At 46.6% G+C, this 17,054-nt stretch carries 17 protein-coding genes; 5 read left to right on the plus strand and 12 right to left on the minus strand.

What is annotated here, in order from left to right; genetic code table 11:
* Window positions 1–210 precede the first annotated feature (210 nt).
* The 4 genes from ACHZB8_RS13430 to ACHZB8_RS13445 form a co-directional block, all read right to left on the minus strand.
* Complete coding sequence (locus ACHZB8_RS13430) at window positions 211–417, minus strand: zinc ribbon domain-containing protein (RefSeq protein WP_394706198.1); 207 nt, start codon at window positions 415–417, stop codon at window positions 211–213.
* Window positions 414–749 (minus strand): hypothetical protein, encoded by a 336-nt coding sequence (locus ACHZB8_RS13435; protein WP_316861060.1) that lies wholly within the window; start codon window positions 747–749, stop codon window positions 414–416. Before ACHZB8_RS13435 ends, ACHZB8_RS13430 begins: the two co-directional genes overlap by 4 nt.
* A 98-nt stretch (window positions 750–847) precedes the next feature.
* The gene (locus ACHZB8_RS13440; protein ID WP_316861083.1) at window positions 848–1,201 is read right to left on the minus strand and encodes a recombinase family protein; all 354 of its coding nucleotides are present in this window, start codon (window positions 1,199–1,201) and stop codon (window positions 848–850) included.
* 505 nt (window positions 1,202–1,706) lie between these two features.
* Entirely contained in the window at window positions 1,707–1,925 is a 219-nt protein-coding gene (locus ACHZB8_RS13445) for a hypothetical protein (protein WP_316861061.1), read from the minus strand.
* 292 nt (window positions 1,926–2,217) lie between these two features.
* On the opposite strand from ACHZB8_RS13445, the gene ACHZB8_RS13450 reads away from it, so the two are divergent.
* Entirely contained in the window at window positions 2,218–2,472 is a 255-nt protein-coding gene (locus ACHZB8_RS13450) for a hypothetical protein (RefSeq protein ID WP_316861062.1), read from the plus strand.
* A 2-nt stretch (window positions 2,473–2,474) separates the two neighbouring features.
* Here ACHZB8_RS13450 and ACHZB8_RS13455 read toward each other — a convergent pair whose 3' ends face one another.
* From ACHZB8_RS13455 to ACHZB8_RS13480, 6 genes are read right to left on the minus strand one after another with little or no spacing between them, the layout of a single operon-like run.
* On the minus strand, window positions 2,475–2,735 hold the full coding sequence (locus tag ACHZB8_RS13455; RefSeq protein ID WP_316861065.1) for a hypothetical protein: 261 nt from the start codon (window positions 2,733–2,735) through the stop codon (window positions 2,475–2,477).
* Entirely contained in the window at window positions 2,732–4,093 is a 1,362-nt protein-coding gene (locus ACHZB8_RS13460; protein ID WP_316861066.1) for a type IV secretory system conjugative DNA transfer family protein, read from the minus strand. The genes ACHZB8_RS13455 and ACHZB8_RS13460 overlap by 4 nt, the downstream gene beginning before the upstream one ends.
* A 9-nt stretch (window positions 4,094–4,102) precedes the next feature.
* Window positions 4,103–4,405: a hypothetical protein gene (locus ACHZB8_RS13465; protein WP_316861067.1), complete on the minus strand. Its 303-nt coding sequence runs from the start codon at window positions 4,403–4,405 to the stop codon at window positions 4,103–4,105.
* Window positions 4,406–4,416: 11 nt separating this feature from the next.
* A complete protein-coding gene (locus tag ACHZB8_RS13470; RefSeq protein ID WP_316861069.1) occupies window positions 4,417–5,109 on the minus strand; it encodes a hypothetical protein in 693 nt (230 codons plus the stop codon).
* Window positions 5,110–5,111: 2 nt separating this feature from the next.
* The gene (locus ACHZB8_RS13475) at window positions 5,112–6,074 is read right to left on the minus strand and encodes a hypothetical protein (RefSeq protein ID WP_316861070.1); all 963 of its coding nucleotides are present in this window, start codon (window positions 6,072–6,074) and stop codon (window positions 5,112–5,114) included.
* Window positions 6,067–6,411: a hypothetical protein gene (locus tag ACHZB8_RS13480; RefSeq protein ID WP_316861071.1), complete on the minus strand. Its 345-nt coding sequence runs from the start codon at window positions 6,409–6,411 to the stop codon at window positions 6,067–6,069. The genes ACHZB8_RS13475 and ACHZB8_RS13480 overlap by 8 nt, the downstream gene beginning before the upstream one ends.
* A gap of 97 nt (window positions 6,412–6,508) precedes the next feature.
* Between ACHZB8_RS13480 and ACHZB8_RS13485 the strand changes: the two genes are divergently transcribed.
* The 4 genes from ACHZB8_RS13485 (at window position 6,509) to ACHZB8_RS13500 (ending at window position 13,910) form a co-directional block, all read left to right on the plus strand.
* Window positions 6,509–7,411 carry a hypothetical protein gene (locus tag ACHZB8_RS13485; protein ID WP_316861072.1) on the plus strand — a complete coding sequence of 301 codons (903 nt, stop codon included), beginning with the start codon at window positions 6,509–6,511 and terminating at the stop codon, window positions 7,409–7,411.
* Entirely contained in the window at window positions 7,408–7,821 is a 414-nt protein-coding gene (locus ACHZB8_RS13490) for an ankyrin repeat domain-containing protein (RefSeq protein WP_316861074.1), read from the plus strand. Before ACHZB8_RS13485 ends, ACHZB8_RS13490 begins: the two co-directional genes overlap by 4 nt.
* Window positions 7,822–8,040: 219 nt before the next feature.
* Window positions 8,041–8,505 carry a hypothetical protein gene (locus ACHZB8_RS13495; RefSeq protein WP_316861076.1) on the plus strand — a complete coding sequence of 155 codons (465 nt, stop codon included), beginning with the start codon at window positions 8,041–8,043 and terminating at the stop codon, window positions 8,503–8,505.
* Between the two features lie 14 nt (window positions 8,506–8,519).
* The gene (locus tag ACHZB8_RS13500) at window positions 8,520–13,910 is read left to right on the plus strand and encodes a type I secretion C-terminal target domain-containing protein (protein ID WP_316861077.1); all 5,391 of its coding nucleotides are present in this window, start codon (window positions 8,520–8,522) and stop codon (window positions 13,908–13,910) included.
* Between the two features lie 85 nt (window positions 13,911–13,995).
* Here ACHZB8_RS13500 and ACHZB8_RS13505 read toward each other — a convergent pair whose 3' ends face one another.
* Window positions 13,996–16,512, minus strand: coding sequence for a S8 family peptidase (locus tag ACHZB8_RS13505; RefSeq protein WP_316861079.1), 2,517 nt, complete (start codon window positions 16,510–16,512; stop codon window positions 13,996–13,998).
* Window positions 16,513–16,525: 13 nt separating this feature from the next.
* Window positions 16,526–17,054, minus strand: a 529-nt coding sequence (locus tag ACHZB8_RS13510) for an ATP-binding protein (RefSeq protein WP_316861081.1), incomplete at its 5' end; no start/stop codon positions are given.

The raw sequence follows: 17,054 nt of genomic DNA on the forward strand, positions 1-17,054 counted from the left end.
GCTCAACAAGCTGATCGATTTGCTTGTCTGCACTTGTGATGTCGCGTTGAAGAGTGGTCTTAGCGTGCTTTTGATGTGCTCCATTTGATCCACGTGTTTTTGAACATGCGCTTGACCAGTTCAAACATCTTTTTTGAAGGCTGCATGCCTTTGAGCATGTCCTCAAATTCGCCTTCAATCTTCTTGCGCGGAATCGATTTGCGATAGCTGTCACAGCCTTTTTGATGGCAGAGATAGTAGGGGATATTTTTTACCTGTCGAGCTTTTTGACCAGCAGGCGGTGAGAGGGTGGCCGCAATCACCGCAGACAACAAAACCGCGTAAAGAGAAATCTTCATTGATATCTTTGCGCGCGGGAGCCTTAGCGCCTTCTTTGAGGCGATGCTGGATCTGATCGAAGGTCTCAAGAGAGATCAGGCCATCATGATGCCTTTGCGCAAGCTGACCTCTAGTCCTTCAGATTGGACATATCCGGCGTAGAGCGGCTGAGTTAAAATCTCATAGATGCGCTGATTGCGAATTGTGCCGTCTGGCAAATCCTTGGGATAATCAGGTTGGCTTTCTAAAAAGCGTTTCACTTCGACTTGGGTTTGGAAACGACCACACGCAAACCCTTCCAAGGCCTCTTGTAAAATGGAGGCGATGGGCTCGTCTCGCACCAAGAGTTTGCGGTGAGTTGGGTCTGCTGATAGCGAACCCTTTGGCGGGCGAGAGAGAACGCAATAGCCGTTCATTACGCGGGCGCGCATTACGGTTCTTAGTCTGCTCACCATTCTTTTGGCGTTGGTGCTGGGATACAGAAGCCAGCATATTCTCGACCTGCTTGTTATCTGAATCTTCGCCGAACTCAATAGAAGGGCTTTGCTGAATACCTCCCGCACTGGCAATGGCAGAGCGTAAAGAGAGATGCGCTTTCCAGTCCGCGCGCCAAGCGTGAGATGTCATCAATGATCACAACATGCGGATCATTTTTACGTTGGCGGATATAACGCAGCATGGATTGAATACCCGGACGATCAACAAGACCGCCTGAGGCATCATCCTGAAATGTTTCGACAACCTCCAAGCCTTTGTAGCTTGCATATTCGCGGCAGCGTGCTTCTTGCGAACTCAGGCCATCACCAACCTTTTTTTGTTTTGAGCTGGGAGACGCGGCAATAGATGACCGCTTTTGTGGGCTGTTGCGACAGCTGCGTATGATCCATGTGGGCCTCCATTATTCTGACGGGATTGATGCGATATCTGCACCAGCTTTTGAGGATGCTACCATATCTATGGCAGCGGAGCGCAATCTTCCAGCTCAAGAGGGGGCGTGCCAGCCTCAGCGGCTTGTTGCAGCGGATGGACACCGTAGCCGAGCTGAACAAAGCTCAATACAATCGCAAACACCGTGTCCAGAAACTCTTTCTTTTCAGCGTCACTGATCTGCGCGTCGTCTAGCAGATCTTCAAATAACTCATAGTCAATTGTGACGATGGGGGGTGAATGGTTGGTTCTTTTGGGTGTTCGCCTTTCTTTGTCATCTCTGTTTCTCCGCTGCTTGTTGTTTATCTCATCTATGTCCCCCTTCCTTTACTTCAGAACATAAAGGAACATAATAGGTAATTATTCCTATAAATTCAAGAGCTAACTTTCTGTAGTTTCTCCTGTTTTTCTTATCGGGAAGGATTTCGCGGTATAGTGCGGGATTGCGTTTGTCGGACGATCTAGACCGGAGCGGCGGTCTGTGGCCTTCGAAAAATCCTGCTTGGTTTTTGGCGCTGCGCATCACGCTGTTTGATGCCGTGAGACAGTGAGCGTAGCTCTGCCTTCTCATGCTGGGCGAGAAGGGAAAGGCGGCGCTTGTGATCAAACTGCACGTCGCGATGAGCTTGACGCTTCAGGGCAGATTTATCGAACTTGTCAACGCCCATAAAACGCATCACAAAGTTTCGGTTTTTTCCTCCGGCTTTATCGATCAGGCGTTGAGCGCCTGTTCAACGCGCGTGTCATACTGTGCGTAATAGTCTTTTTCGATTTTGCGCTTGTCGCGGGCGTGGCGATTGACAATCTCAACGCCCTTTTCAAAATCGGCGGTCTTGCGAAACCCTTCAAATATTTTGCTGTAGCTGGCAGGACGAACTCGCCCTTAAGACGCTTGGTAATCTCGGAAGTCATGGTGATCCTCGGTTTCAGGCGTTGTTTTGCATCACGGAATCGTCCGTGATATTTTCAAACATGAGTGGTTTCAGATACATTGATGATGTCGAGAGTTGGCTTGAGCCAATGAGCTACCAAGCCTTCTGGGACGCCGTTATGCCCCTTGAGCTTGATCTGCTGGATAAGTCGCTTTGCGATGATCAGATTGAATGCGGCGATGCCAATCCTGATAGCGTGCTGATTGTCCTGAAGGCATTGGCGCGCACTAGCCTGACTGAGCGGCATAATCTCGAATGGAAGCCGAGCGCTCCATGGTTGAAGCTGGTGAGCTAACATCAGCGCACCTCCTTTTCTTTAAAGAGACGGACAACCCAGCCGCAACTGCCCTCATGGGCTTTAATGGTGAAGCCGCCATAAGGACCGATGAAGCGACATTCGGTCTTATAGCGCTCGTCATAGTAGGTGGCCGCATCAGAGCCGACCCAACGATATGAAAGGAGGATGTGGGGTAGGCCGTACAGGGTATAGATGATCCATGCCGTGATCGGCACAATCACCCAAACAAAATAGGTCAGTAAATGCGCATGCTTTTTCATGAGCGCTCTCCCGGAACTGGCAACGTAATGAGAGGATCAGGGGGCAAGATGCCCCCTTCAAGCGGATTGGGCGCAAGGTCGTGGCAATATGGTGCCAGTTGGTTCTGGGCAACCTTTTTGCAATGAATGTAACCCACGCCCTTGATGTAGATGATCTGTTCATCAGTCGGCAGGCGCATCAACATGTCCGGCGTCCAGAGGCGCTCTTTCTGCGTCGAATAGGTCGCAGAAAACTCGGCCCTATCAGATGAGGTGCCGAGATTGGAAGACACCCCTAAAGTCTCACCCATGGCGCGGGAAACTTTTTCAGCCTCTTCATAGGAAGAAAAGCCGAACCATTGCCGGATGATGGCATTTTCTAAAATGGTTTGCGCTTCGAGTTTGCCGTATTTGCGTTCAATTTCAGAGTACGACTGGGCAATCATTAAACAGTTCGCACCGTAGCCGCGCATGGTTGTGAGCTGGGATACAAGCGCTTTGAGCGGCGCGTTGGTGAACTCATCCAAGATGAAGGTGACATCGCCATGTTTGCCTGTGAGCACCACTTCCATGAAGCTTTGCAAATGCAGCGCATAATGGGGTCCGAGCCGCTCCATATGACGAACCGGACCGGTGATGAAGATGATGTATTTCTCGCGGATCAAATCTTCATGGGTGAGCGTGGCATCAACGCCTGCTTCATGCAGCGCGGAGCCGGAGGCATAAATGCGCAAGGCTTTGAGAGCCGCGCTGCGATGCATCTGAAACTGTTCATGGTCATACATGCCCAGAACATGTTCAGCTAGGGCCTGAAGATCTTCATCGCCTTCTTCTGCTTCAACCTGAGCCGATTGGATCAGCATATCGACATGGGCGATCATCGACCAGACCGCGCCGGGCGTACAAAGCCCACGCTTCAGCAGCATTTTTGAAGAAAACTCGATGAGCGTGCGCGGCTCGTCCCTGAAATACTGGTTCTTCGCGTCATCGCGTGGCTCCGGGATCAGCGCTTGGCAGGCCGTATCCGTTGTAAAATTCAACTCGGAAGGAGCATAAGCGTGAGCGCTAACCAGCGCGCCCAATGGATTAATGGGTTGCGCATAGGGGTTATCAAATCCATGGATGCCAAAATCATCTATGACCGCAACGTTGCGGCCATATAGCGCACACATGGCAGCGGCCTGAGCGGCGATCTCGCCTTCTTTACAATCAGACACGATCACACAGCGCTCGGTATCGGCGATGATTGACATCAATGAGGGAAGTACGCCGCAGGTGGTTTTTCCGCCGCCAGCTGCGCTTAAGAGAAGCCCATGCGTGTGTTTGGGCGCAAAGAGCGGCCTGCCATCAAATGCCAGGCCGAGGGATGCGGCGGACAATCTGAGCCATCAGAATACCCCCGCATCTTTTAAGGCGTCTTCATCCGCCATGGTCGAAGCGCTTTGCTCGCGGCCTTTCTTTTTGAAGTCGCGGACGACCTTGCGCCTCTTATAGGCCTTGCCAATCTCGCGCATGGCAGCAATCTGACTGGCAAGGCAAGATGCCCAGAGCAGGATGGAGACAAAGCCCCATCCTAGGTCAACAAAGCGCTCAGGCCACGTAACCCAGCCAAAGAAGCCGCAAACAAAACTATGAAGCTGAAGTCCATTGATACGCCAGACCTTGGACGAGCCGGATTGTTCAGGAGACATGGCTGCGCTCCTTATTCAAACGTGGCATAGGCGGTGAACTTGGCTGCGCCAGCTTCCATAAAAAACGCTTCCCATTTCTTTTTCAAAAACGGAAACCAGCGAGAATCTGTGCCAAGCTTGGAGGATTGTTGCCCAACACCAAGCATGACCACGCTGCAGCCCTTTAAAATCGGACCTGATGGCGGTGGTAATTCGGCTTTACCCATCAGCAAGTGATCACCGCGTACTTGCGATGACCATTCAATGCCATCGGTTAGCAATATCAAGCGCGTGGTTTGATTTTGACAATCAAGTGTGGGGGCAATCCGTTCAACAAAGCCGATAATATTGGTGCGCGGCTGGATGGCGAATTCACCACTGGCCGCAAGTCGGGGTAAGGATCGAACGATGTGACCGACTTGCGGTGCAATCTTGTTTGGGCGTGTGCGCGGCTTCTTACCCAGCGTGATATTGATGTTGATTTGTTGATCAGCAATACCTGCCGTGCCGAAAGAACGCAGCTTCACCTGATCGCCGGGCGCAAGCTCGGCAATCATTTTTTCGATTGTGTTTCCGGCGGCGCGCGCAACATTATGATCGACATTGATCGCAACAGAGTCTGACGCATCAAAGCCGTAAACATCAAGGCGTTTCGTTCCATCAGCGAGTGCTGTGCCAGTAGAAAGCGTTACAAGCAAAGCAGTGGAATGCAGGAACTTTTTCATGATTAGTCCTCCTCTCTCGGGGGCAGGCCACCAAGATGTTTCAAAATCTCGTAAGGGGTTGTTTGGTGGCGGATTTCTGCAATGACGCGTAGGCCTTCCTCGCGCGTTTCAATATGCGCAGGGATATCGGCTTTGCGTGTGAAGACGCTCGCAATGAGGTCATCGCTTTGCTGCAAACTTTGCAGGGACTTCTTCATGCGATGGAGCGCTTTATGAATGGCTGCAGATGAGACTTGCGCAAATTTATATTCAGGATCGGACGGCAGTTTTTTGCGCGCGGTTGCCAGCTTCTTTTCTGTGAGCTTGATGTCACGGCCAATTTCTTCAGCGCGTGCGGCAAGCTGCTTCAGCTCTTTGGAGCGGTTGCTGGCACCAGAAAAAAAGCGGTAGCGCTCTTCCAACATCAGCAGCAAACGATGTGTGGCATAGACGGTAATGAAGAGCGTGAGCGCCATCCCGGCAAAGAAGAAGATTGGCGAGATGCCAGAGAAAAACGAACCTAGCGATGAGTTATCACTTCGATTGTCTCCACCGATATCGACCCCACCAATGGAGCCTTGAATGCCTGCGGCGTTTTGTGATCCAAGACCGCTTGAGGCGTCGAGGTATACAAGGGCAAGCATGAGGCCCATACCCGCAATAAAGACAACAACGCCAACTCCGGCCAATCTCACAAGCTGCCGCTCAAACACTGCGCCGCCTTGTTCCTTGACCAGTAGATGGATGGCTATCACCGCTACAGGAACAGTAAGTGCCAGAAAATCCGGCCCCATACTGACATCGCCCAACGTTGGATCAAGATAGGTGAACATGATCCGCGCGGCGGTGTAGTCGATCATCAAAAGCGCAAACACACACACGCCGATGATCCCAGCTTCCACTTTTGCTTTGCGCAGGCGCTTATTTTCTTTGTGTGCTTGATAGCCGACGTCACGCACAATTCTCATATGGTCGATTTCACTCATGGCGCGCTTCTCCATCGAGCAAATAGCCGGACTCCCACCCAGAGCGGCGCAAGGCCTTATCAAAAAAATCAGGAGCCACTTCGATCATGCGCTGCAAGACATTGCGCAGTTCGAGCCCCTGTTTCTCCAGATCGGTTTCCAGCATTTCCAAGGGAATAAAGTTGGCCTCATTGAAGGCCTCCAAAGCGTGATCGAATTGTTCGGGATCAACGCTTTCCCAATGCTCCTCTACTTGAGCGACAATGTCCCCCAAGTAGTCAGGCACTTCCTGAGAGGCTTTGATAACGGGCGCAGGCGTTGCGGTGGCCGTTACTTTTTTGCGAAATAGAAAATTCATCCATTGCGCTCCTTTTCGGCTGGCATGATTGCGATTAAGCTGCAGGAGCCAGTAAAAGCCGATTGCAACGGGGGGAGATGCAAAAGGATGCAAAAAGTTGAGCGCACCTATTGAAACAGCCGCGCTGCAACGATCTTTCACAAACTTTGAAAAAGATCAGGCGCTCAAAATATTGGTCGATTATTCGCTTGCGACTGGACGTAAATGGCAGGCCATCCGATCTGAAATTTTGACTGTAACCGAAACGCAAAGCACCGATTACGCGCCGCTTCTTACCCGTCAGGATTTAGAGAGTTGGGCAGCGCGCAAAAGCACGCTCGGCGATACGAAGTTTCGGATTGTGTTTGAGTTTCTAACCCACCCAGACACACTGGCGAGGGTAGAATTTGCCAAAGCCAATAACCTGACGACCCTTGGCACAGTCCGCCGCGTTGGCGAAGTCTTTGAAGACTTCTTTGATGATCACAAGATGTCCGGCTATGTGCGCCGCATTCCACTCAGCGAACAAGTTGACGAAGAAGTAATAGCCGAACGCTTCAACGGTTTCGAAGGCAGCTTTGTTGGCAGCAGAGATCATCAAGAACATTGCTTGGTGCTCACCAAGTTTCCGAGCTGCCACTTCTTTGTGTGCCATTTCTTTTCTTGGCCGAAGAGCGGTTTGGGGGATGTGATGGATTGGGATATTGAGCGCTTTAGCGGTATCGCTACTATCGGAAATCAGGTGCGTCTTCATTCCAAGGGCACCGTCATTCCCACCTGCCGTGATATGTTTGTGGTGCCAAAGGTTGATCATAGCTCAGACCGCATCGACACAATCAACCTCATCCTGCACACGCTCATTTTTAACGCCATCGAAAACGTCGTCTTTGATAATTTTGAAACGGCTCAGCAGCGCCTGAAATACATCGACCCCACGGCGCACAGTCTCACGCTGCATCGCACGGATGACGGGCAACTTCATGAGTTCATTGATCAATTTAGATGGAATGTCGTTCTATGACCCGCAATCCCTTAAAACAAGTTGCAGGAAAGGATACAGGTTTTGACGGCGTGAACCCTGATATAATCAGAGGAGCAAAAAACAACGATATTGCAGAAGTGCAAGCCGCACTGAAAAAGGACTGGCAAGACATCAATAAAAGAGACGGCGCATTCGATATGACCGCCATGCATTTTGCTGCCGCAAAGGGAAATGCAAGCATGGTTTCCTTCCTGCTCGAACAAAAAGCCGTTGATGTCACGCTGAAAGATAAATGGGATCGTGATGCGCTTGATGTTGCCATAGTCACAGGCAATCAAGAGATCATTGATGAACTCTTCCGTTTCCGGCAAGGGCTTGAGCCGGATGATGGCGAGCCTGAAAGCCCTGCGCCGAACAATCCCGACATCATTCCATTCAAGCCGAAATAAATATGTGCAGGCGGCGGCGATTTGAGCTGCTTAGCGATTTTATATTTACTTGGAAATTAGCTTCAAAATATAAGTATTCGTCCCTTTGAGGGATGTTTTTATTTGCGAGAATTTTGGCTACATTTTTCAATACAACACAAATAAAAATTACAAACAATCTAGATAATTACTTATACACGTGCTTTTAATGTAGAAATTTTAATTATTATGAGAATAGCAATGAAAATCCTCAAGCAAACAAAATTAATAGGCTTAGTACTCTTATGTACACTTCCACTTATCGCGTGCGGAGACACGGCAACTAAAGTAATAGATCCAAATGATCCCGCATTCGAAATAGAGGAGTTCAAAATCAGTGATTACAAAAGAAATCCCGATCTTCTACGCAGTGTTTTTCGAAAGTATATTCCAATTGGAACTCATAAGAGTGATGTTGATAAACTAATTGGAAATACTGATTATACTCAACAAAAAGATATTACCAACCCCTCTGATTTAGGGAAGAATATTCAATTACTAGCAGAAAGTGATGAACTCCAAGGAAAGTATAACCGCATCACTTACTATCGTTGGAGTTTTGGTTCATCCGGAGGATATCCTGTTGCCGCTCAAGGAGCCATTGTATTTTACAATAAATCTGATGAAGTTTTACAAATTTCTCACCTAGGCATTAATATTTTTTAGATTTAGAGGTTAATATGACGAAAATATACATTGCTTGGCACAACATAAAACCCGCCGCAGACTCGGATTTCCTTAATTATAATAAGCATCTTTATTTAGTTTCTGACCCTGACTCTAATCTATATACTACTATAGATCAGAAAATAATCCGGGGTGGTGATTCAACATATATAGACTTAAACTTTACCGACATGGAAGTTGGTGCTGGCTTTGGAGATCTGTCTATAGAAGCTGGTGTTATCTCTGAGTTTTCAAATGATGGTCTAGATAATAGTTACCAAGGACCAGATGATGACTATGCCGCCAATGATAAAAACGAAGATGGTGTTGCCGACACAATCGCCAACAGAAACTATACTGAAGTCGATATTTCATCAATTTTAACTGGATCTGGTTTCAGCGATGCCAACGCAGTATGGGATGCCATGACTACCTATGCGTCATCGTTAGTCGGACAATACGGATACAATCTTTTAGATGAAAACTGTCAGGCAACGGTTGTAACTATACTTTCATCGGTTGGCATTAACTTTGCTGATAACGTTCCCATTAACAGTACTTACGATCAATATTACAGCCGAGACAAGCTGCTTGATGGATTTGGGGACTCTGTCCTTACTGTCTTTGACAATGATGTAAACTACGAAATACATGATCGCGCAGGAAACGACTATTTTATCTTTGAGAACGGAGCAACGGCAGATATTGAGAAAGACAATGATGAAAACACATTCAATAACATTGTTCTAACTGGTTATAGCAATCTGAACAATTTATATCTTGCTAAGCCTTTATCTGGCGATTTAGAAATAAGAAGCTCTGCGATAAATGTAGGCTCTGATATCGTTGATATTCATGACCATTTCAGCGGCGGGTACAATACAAAATACCTTTTCGTGACTGCTGGGAACATTCAAGATGTAACTGTAGATACGACAAACAACGTCGTTAATTGCGCCGCGATTCTAAGACAAATAGATACTCGATTATTGGAAGATATTGACTGGAATCCACTTAACGGCAGTATAGCCTTATCTGATGTTTTCACAGTAACCGACGAAAACCCGAATGTAACCGGGGATACAGGCGATGAGTATGTTATCGGAAATGATGCGGCGAACACTCTAGCTGGTGGCGCGGGCAATGACCAGCTATTTGGCGGGCTTGGCGCTGATATAGCAGATTACTCTCAAGATGCCGCTGGGGTTACAATCAACGTACTGACTGAGCAATATACAGACGGCTTTGGCAACAATGATGAGCTCGATTCAATCGAAAGCTTTATTGGATCAGCCTATGATGATGAGTTCACTATCAATAGTTTGATGAATGAGGTTGATGGTGGAGCAGGGGTCGACACCGTTTTAATCGACAAAGTGTCTATTGATAGCTCCTCCTATACTTCCGATTCTCCTGCAATAAACATACTCTGGAAAGATGATGGATCGTTCTTACTGGATTCTGGAGCCTCACTCAAAAATATTGAGAAGTTTGATTCACATGGCACGCAGTTGATATTTTCTGCTGAAACAATGGGTAAAGACTATAGCGCCCTCATATCAACCGGTTCCACTGGACATATTTTGGACTATTCAAATTATAACAATGGAAGCATTACAGTTGATGCCGTGAATGGAACGGTGAGCAGCGGCGGCCTTACAGATCAGTATACTGGTTATGCCAACACTATTGTTGGAACGAATTCTGGAGATACGATTAATTTTAATTATGACGCATCTTATAGCGCTGGCCTTTCTACTTTTTATTCCGGTACAGGAGATGATAATATCTACGACTGGAGAGGTACATACTACTATTCCGGCGGTAATGATCATATTTATAAAAATATAAAAACTTCCTATTTAACAGGTGGTACAATTATTGTCCCTGATTCAATATCTGCAAGCGATATTACAGTTGAATTTTCACAAACACAGTTCCTTTCAGAGTTCACGCCAACAATTAGAGAATATTTATATGATGTTGTATATACGATTGGCAATTTGGGCACGATTACGTGTCACGGTGTTCTTGTTCATCACAATGGGATAGATATTAATAATGATCAGGAATTAGACTGGCTATACGGGACAGGAACTATCGGTCATACTCTTTGGAATAATAGAGAATATATTACAAGACTGCCTGTGTTTATGAAAAGCGTCCCGGGAGCGTTGAATTACTTCTTGGACTCTCCTTCTAATGGGCTTTTATCTGACTTACCTTCGCCATCAATGGCGGCAAGTTCTGGGTCTAGCACAACAAATTCCTATTATGGTTCTCAGGCAGATGAGGTTATTAATATTTCGTCCGCTGGCTTGCATGATTTTAAAGATGGCCTGTTTCTTTATGGCGGTGATGATGAGGTTACAGGCAGTGGCTATGCAGAAAATATTTATTTAGGGAATGGGAATGATACCGCCGTTGGAGGTGCAGGAAATGATGGAATTTATGGCGGGTTTGGTAATGATAGCCTTTTAGACGGTGGTGAAGGTGATGATGTTGTTTCTGGCGGCGCAGGTGATGACATTCTCGTCTACAATCTAACAAATGGCGGAAATGATTACTATTTTGGTGGCTCCGGGACAGATACGCTTCGAATAGTCTCCGATCAACCTTTAGGGGCAAGCTCAATGTCACTTGAAGAAAAGCTGACACTTGCCGAACAGCTTGGAGAGTTCACGTTATACACTCAGGAGTTTTCAGACCCGTCTATTAGCGCAGGCAATGACTATAAGTTTGATTTTGGGTTGTACGCTTCTGATTTCGAAAATATCGAGTTTTCCGTTGATAATACTCCAGATGCCACAGACAATTTCATTTTTGGTACATTGTTAGGAGTTGTCGCTGATGTAATCAACTTAGGCGGAGGGAACGACATCGCATTTGGTTATGGCGGCGATGACACACTCAACGGCGAAGAAGGCGATGACACGCTTCACGGTGGTTCTGGAAGCGATACCCTAAATGGTGGTTTAGGCAATGATACCGCTGATTATTCTAATGAAAGAAGCGGCGTAGCAGTAGATCTTGTTGCAGGTACCGCTGAAAATGGTGTTGGTGATTTGGACACTTTATCGTCCATTGAAAACATTAATGGCTCTGATTACGAGGACGAAATTTTAGGTGATACAGCAGACAATGATTTGTTCGGCGGGGGTGGCAACGATATCATAGCTGGTGGTGAAGGTGTTGACCTCATCAAAGGTGAGAGTGGTAATGATATCTTAAGTGGAGGCTCAGGTATTGATACTCTACATGGCGACGATGGCGACGACATAGTCCGTCACTACGTATCCAGCAATCTGTCGAATATTGACAATTACTTTGCAGGAACCGGCCGCGATACTCTTGAGATTTATTTTAATACAGAAGCGCAATATCAATTATTCGCTGCCGAGCTTGAGGGGTACAAAACTTATCTACGAGCCAACTCAGACATCAATAGCGATAATTTAATGGTCACAACAAGCGATGGTATAATTCTTTCGGATTTCGAGCGGGTAGACTCTTTTATTGGCGGTATACTGCGCAAAGCAAACGAAAATATAGACGGGTCATCCGCTGCAGAAACTATTTATGGTGCATCAGATAGCACAAATGAAATTTTCAATGCTCTTGATGGGGACGATGTTGTTTATGCTAATTCTGGAAATGACACTCTAAATGGTGGCGATGGTTATGACGCTTTGTTTGGGATGGATGGTGATGACACTCTGAATGGAGATGCCGGAAACGATTTTCTTGCAGGTGGTGACGGAAACGACAGGCTAAATGGTGGCATTGGCCATGATACTTTAGAGGGCGGACTTGGAGTTGATATTGCTTATGCCGGTGAAGGAAATGATCGCCTGGTCGGCGATGAGGGCGATGATACGCTTTATGGTGAAGTTGGTAATGACAGGCTGATTGGTGGCGCCGGAGACGATACGCTTGATGGTGGCGAAGGCTATGATGTCGTTGATTATTCAGCAGCGGCGAATGCTGTAACGGTGAATTTGCACAATGGTACAGCATCAGATGATGGCGATGGCGGCTCCGATACATTGGTTTCTATCGAAGATATTACAGGTTCTGCCGGAAATGATGTGTTTGTTGGCAGTATCGAGGCAAACGTTCTACGCGGCGAAGGCGGTGATGACACACTTTATGGCGAAAGCGGCAATGACTACCTAATTGGCGGTACTGGCAATGATTTACTTAATGGCGGTGATGGGGTTGATACGGTGGACTACTCTGCTGCGGCATCTGGTGTAACAGTGAACTTGTTGGACGGTTCTGTATCAGATGATGGGGATGGTAGTTCTGATACGCTCATCAGCATTGAAAATATCATCGGCTCTGCGGGTAACGACACCATTATTGGTGATATTAATGTCAATGTTCTCCGTGGGGAAGGCGGTGACGACGCGATCTATGGTAATAGTAGTGACGATACTCTTTATGGCGGTTCTGGTAATGATGACCTGCGAGGTCAAGGCGGTATCGATACCTATTATGCCGGAGAAGGGGATGACATCATCTATAGCACCCAAGGTGACATTGCCTATGGTGAGGCTGGCAATGATTCATTTCGTGGTTATGGCGGTGCTGGACTGTTTGATGGTGGTACTGATGAAGATGGCATCTGGTGGCGTGATTATTACCATGCGGCAGATGTGGGCTTAGCGGTTGACCTCGCAGCTGGAACGGCGACTGATGGCGATGGAAATGTCGCAACTCTTGTTAGTATTGAGAACCTTACAGGATCATCATACGCCGATCTTTTAGAGGGGGATGATAACGCCAACACAATTCGAGGTGGCTCTGACTTTAATGGCGCTATTGATCAGGGAGATACGATTTATGGTCGCGGTGGCACTGACTTTCTCTATGGGGATTCTGGAGATGATACGGTATATGGTGGCGCCGACAATGATTTGATTTATGGTAATAATGGAAATGATCTTCTCTATGGTGATGCAGGCAGAGATACGATCAATGGAGGTGCAGGTAACGACACCCTTCGTGGTGGTTCTGATATTGATAGGCTCTATGGCGCTAACGGAGACGATATCTTCTACTTTGACGGAGATCAGGACAGCATGTGGGGGCAAGGTGGTGCTGATACCTTTATAGCTGAAGAAGAAGCAGACCAAGACTATTTAGGTATGGCCTACATCCGTGATTTTGTCGAAGGCAGTGACAGCGTTGATTTGTCAGCACTCCTGAGTGGATATGATGCTGCGACTGATACTCTCAGTGACTTTATCAACGTGGCGCAAGGCGCTAACACAACGTTCCAAGTCGACCGTGACGGTGTAGGAACGGCGCATGGTTGGGATAATGTGGTCAGGCTGCAAGGCAACTCGACTTTAGGCACTGATGTAGATCTTCTGGTGTCAGACGGTATGTTGATTATTTAAATATCTGCGCACTGCAAGCTGTGTTTGGTATTACAAAACGATCTTGGCAAGGGGGCATAGCCCCCGTTGCATCCCCTGTTTGGATTTAGACACCAATTTCAATTGGAGGAACACCGAGTTCAATAGCGACGGGAGAGTAGATATCTACATCGATATCTACTTCTGGAAGTGCCAAGGTCACAATCAGGCTATAGCGTGTTTGGCTCTCTCCCTTTCCAAGGTGATGACGTTCTTTCCACCATCCTGTGCGTGGAAAAATGCCTATAACATTAGACTCGGCAGCTTCAGCGGCGTTCAGGTGAACCCAATCTCTATGAAGAGAACCACGAGTTCGTCCCATTAACGCTCCTATTTCCCACGCGACCCCCGAACCTCCATAGTCTATGTCATCGTCATCTCTGACTGCTTTGTTTATGCGTGTCAAAAAATCATCAATGTCTTCAGTTGGCTTTTTAAGATTGAAATCGAGACCGTGGGAGCGATAACGATATTTATCGCGCCAACCAATTTCACCAGGTCCAGGCTCAACAAAGTATGAGAGCGTCACGTCAATTCTTACGGGCGTTTCTCCTGGCAATTCCAACAGTGCTTCTTTCGGCCATGGCAGCTCAAAAAAATGCATGTCTTTTGCTTTGTACCCACTACCATCTCTTTCTTCAAAAGGCTGGATCGTCTTCTGTGCAATAAGAGTTAAACTATTGCGAGCTGAGGAAAGCGCCTTTGGAAAATCTGGAATACCGAAACCACAAATACGTATAAGTTGCTCCAGATTTTTCTTTTCGGATTTTGATGGCTCGTAAAACTGTTCCTTCAACTGATCTGTCCATTGCGCTGAATGCACGATCAATCCACGAATTGTTTCAGGCCAAGCTTCGGGATATTGGTTTACCAGCATTGCTGCTTGTCGCGCAGCAAGTGCCGTTGCCGCACTTGTTGCATAATTGCAAGTAAACATAGATTGGTTTGGAACACTATTAGTTGAAAGAAGAGATAGATCTTCAAGGGTGGATGTAAAACCGGTTGAGTCTATCCCAGCATTTCCACCCTCCATTACAATATCAGGTTTATTTGGCCAACGTTTTTCCCACGTCAGTGAAGTTGTACTATATGGAGATAACTCACCTGCCGAAGCGATGGGTGTAAATGAGGCCGCAACTTCTTCATTTTCAATGTGATCATGAAATGTAACAGCACCTACAGTAATCGCATTCCAAGACTGTCCTGGGTCGTGAACAGTATTCGTCAAATTTGTATCTGGATAACCTGCCCATTCGCTTGGTTCATTTATGTTCCCAGCTGAGACAAAAAATAGTCTCTTTTCATCATCATCTGCCCCAGAAATTAGCGCATCTAATGCACCAGACCAAGAAGACGGCCTTCCTCGGTCTCTTCCATCTGTGCTTGTAATGGCCATGCAAATTGCGCGGGAAAAATCTGAGTTTTCTAACTCGGCTCTGGCAACAGATTGTATCGTACGAACTCCGTTAAGCTCTTGTTCGTCATTGTAAGCTGTTGACGGAATAATTTTTACGGATTCTATTTGATAAGGGATTTCAATATCAGTGTCCGTTTGAAGGTGATGTCCTAAATCTTCTCCAAAAGCTGCTGTACCACACATATTGGTGCCATGCCCGTCACGGTCAGCTGATCCCCAATCTGCATTATTCGTGAAACAGTTTTCGTCAGGAATCAGAGGAGCTAAAAGTGGGTGTGCATTGTTTACGCCCGTATCGATTACACAGACTGAAGCATTCGAAGTTGCGTCAATAGATAATCTCCCCACCAGGGCTTCTACCCAATCAGCTTGATCAGAATTGTCTAAGCGAGTCCAGAAATCCGCTGTTTCTTTTGCTCTTCGGAACTCAGCTATTCGATCAAATGAAGATAAAAGCTCATTAAGGTGCGCTAAGTGCGCGTTTATTAGTAAAACAGTCCGCTCTGGAAAAGATAAGTACCCAGGTCTAACTTCAATTTCCAGTCTTTCTGCTAATGCACGAAATTCAACAACTTGCTCTTCCCAGTTTTCATCTGTTCTGAGCCAAACTTCACACCAAACTGTCTGGTCTGAGCTAGGAATAAGGCTAACGTCATCGCACCAAAGCGCATGGATTAAAGCTATGCTCAGATTTTCAATACTTTCTATAAGTGCTTGATTTTTAGGACGATCACTTGCGGTTTGCTCGGTTTTGTATCTCTCTACTTTATTCAAGAGAATGTTCTCTTTTCCTTTCGGAACATAAACCGTAGCTTTGATAGTTTTTCTGCTGGCATCCTGATCAATGTATTCTTCTCGTACATTCAACAACCTGATGCCCGATCGTCTAGTTTCGAGACTATCGAACTTCAAATCAAAGCCAGGAGCACTTTCAAACTCTATGTATGTACCGTTTCTTGTCGGCAAAGAAACAGCGCGCCGTCCTTCTTGTTCTACTTCAGCTTCACGCCATGCTTGATTTAACCCATCTCGGATCATATCCGCGTGCGCAGAACGACTAGGGCGATCAGGTAGAAGAAATTCGCCACCACCGCCAGAAGGATTCGTATAATCTTGAGAATTCGGTAAGTTTTCTAAAAATAAATGTGGGAAATCGACGGCGGGCATGGCTTCTCAAATTCTAAAACAGACTGCCGTATGCTCCCTTGCGATCCGTGATCATATCTAGCAGTCTTTTTTGTGTAACTTTGGCTTGATCAGAGAGAATGGCACCTTTAATTGCATCATCGCAGGCTTGCGAAACTTCAGCATGGCTTAGTCCATTTGCTGCCAACGCAACTTTTTCCAACGAATATCTGCCTTTAAATGCACCCAATCGGTTCTGAATTAGCGACTTGATCTCATCTTTCTTAGGTTTTTCGTAGGACAATATATCATCAAATCGCCTAAACAATGCAAGATCAATTGACTGCAAACTGTTAGTTGCAGCAACAATAAGACTATTGGACTCGTCCGCCTCTATAAATTGCAAAAGGGAGTTCAGAACGCGCCGCATTTCTCCAACTTCGTTTTCTAATCCTCGTTGTGTGGCAATCGCATCAAATTCGTCAAACAAGTAAACTCCCGGTCTTTCTCTGATCATGGAGAATATCTGTCTGAGTTTTGCAGAAGTTTCACCCAAATACTTTGTTACCAACCGATCAATTTGA

The sequence above is a fragment of the uncultured Cohaesibacter sp. genome (assembly GCF_963556055.3).
Lineage (GTDB): Bacteria > Pseudomonadota > Alphaproteobacteria > Rhizobiales > Cohaesibacteraceae > Cohaesibacter.

Coding starts and splice junctions, on each gene's coding strand:
- ACHZB8_RS13435 (WP_316861060.1), bottom strand. CDS start 749: ATGCGCGCCCGCGTAATGAACGGCTATTGCGTTCTCTCTCGCCCGCCA.
- ACHZB8_RS13450 (WP_316861062.1), top strand. CDS start 2,218: ATGAGTGGTTTCAGATACATTGATGATGTCGAGAGTTGGCTTGAGCCA.
- ACHZB8_RS13455 (WP_316861065.1), bottom strand. CDS start 2,735: ATGAAAAAGCATGCGCATTTACTGACCTATTTTGTTTGGGTGATTGTG.
- ACHZB8_RS13465 (WP_316861067.1), bottom strand. CDS start 4,405: ATGTCTCCTGAACAATCCGGCTCGTCCAAGGTCTGGCGTATCAATGGA.
- ACHZB8_RS13470 (WP_316861069.1), bottom strand. CDS start 5,109: ATGAAAAAGTTCCTGCATTCCACTGCTTTGCTTGTAACGCTTTCTACT.
- ACHZB8_RS13475 (WP_316861070.1), bottom strand. CDS start 6,074: ATGAGTGAAATCGACCATATGAGAATTGTGCGTGACGTCGGCTATCAA.
- ACHZB8_RS13480 (WP_316861071.1), bottom strand. CDS start 6,411: ATGAATTTTCTATTTCGCAAAAAAGTAACGGCCACCGCAACGCCTGCG.
- ACHZB8_RS13490 (WP_316861074.1), top strand. CDS start 7,408: ATGACCCGCAATCCCTTAAAACAAGTTGCAGGAAAGGATACAGGTTTT.
- ACHZB8_RS13495 (WP_316861076.1), top strand. CDS start 8,041: ATGAAAATCCTCAAGCAAACAAAATTAATAGGCTTAGTACTCTTATGT.
- ACHZB8_RS13500 (WP_316861077.1), top strand. CDS start 8,520: ATGACGAAAATATACATTGCTTGGCACAACATAAAACCCGCCGCAGAC.
- ACHZB8_RS13505 (WP_316861079.1), bottom strand. CDS start 16,512: ATGCCCGCCGTCGATTTCCCACATTTATTTTTAGAAAACTTACCGAAT.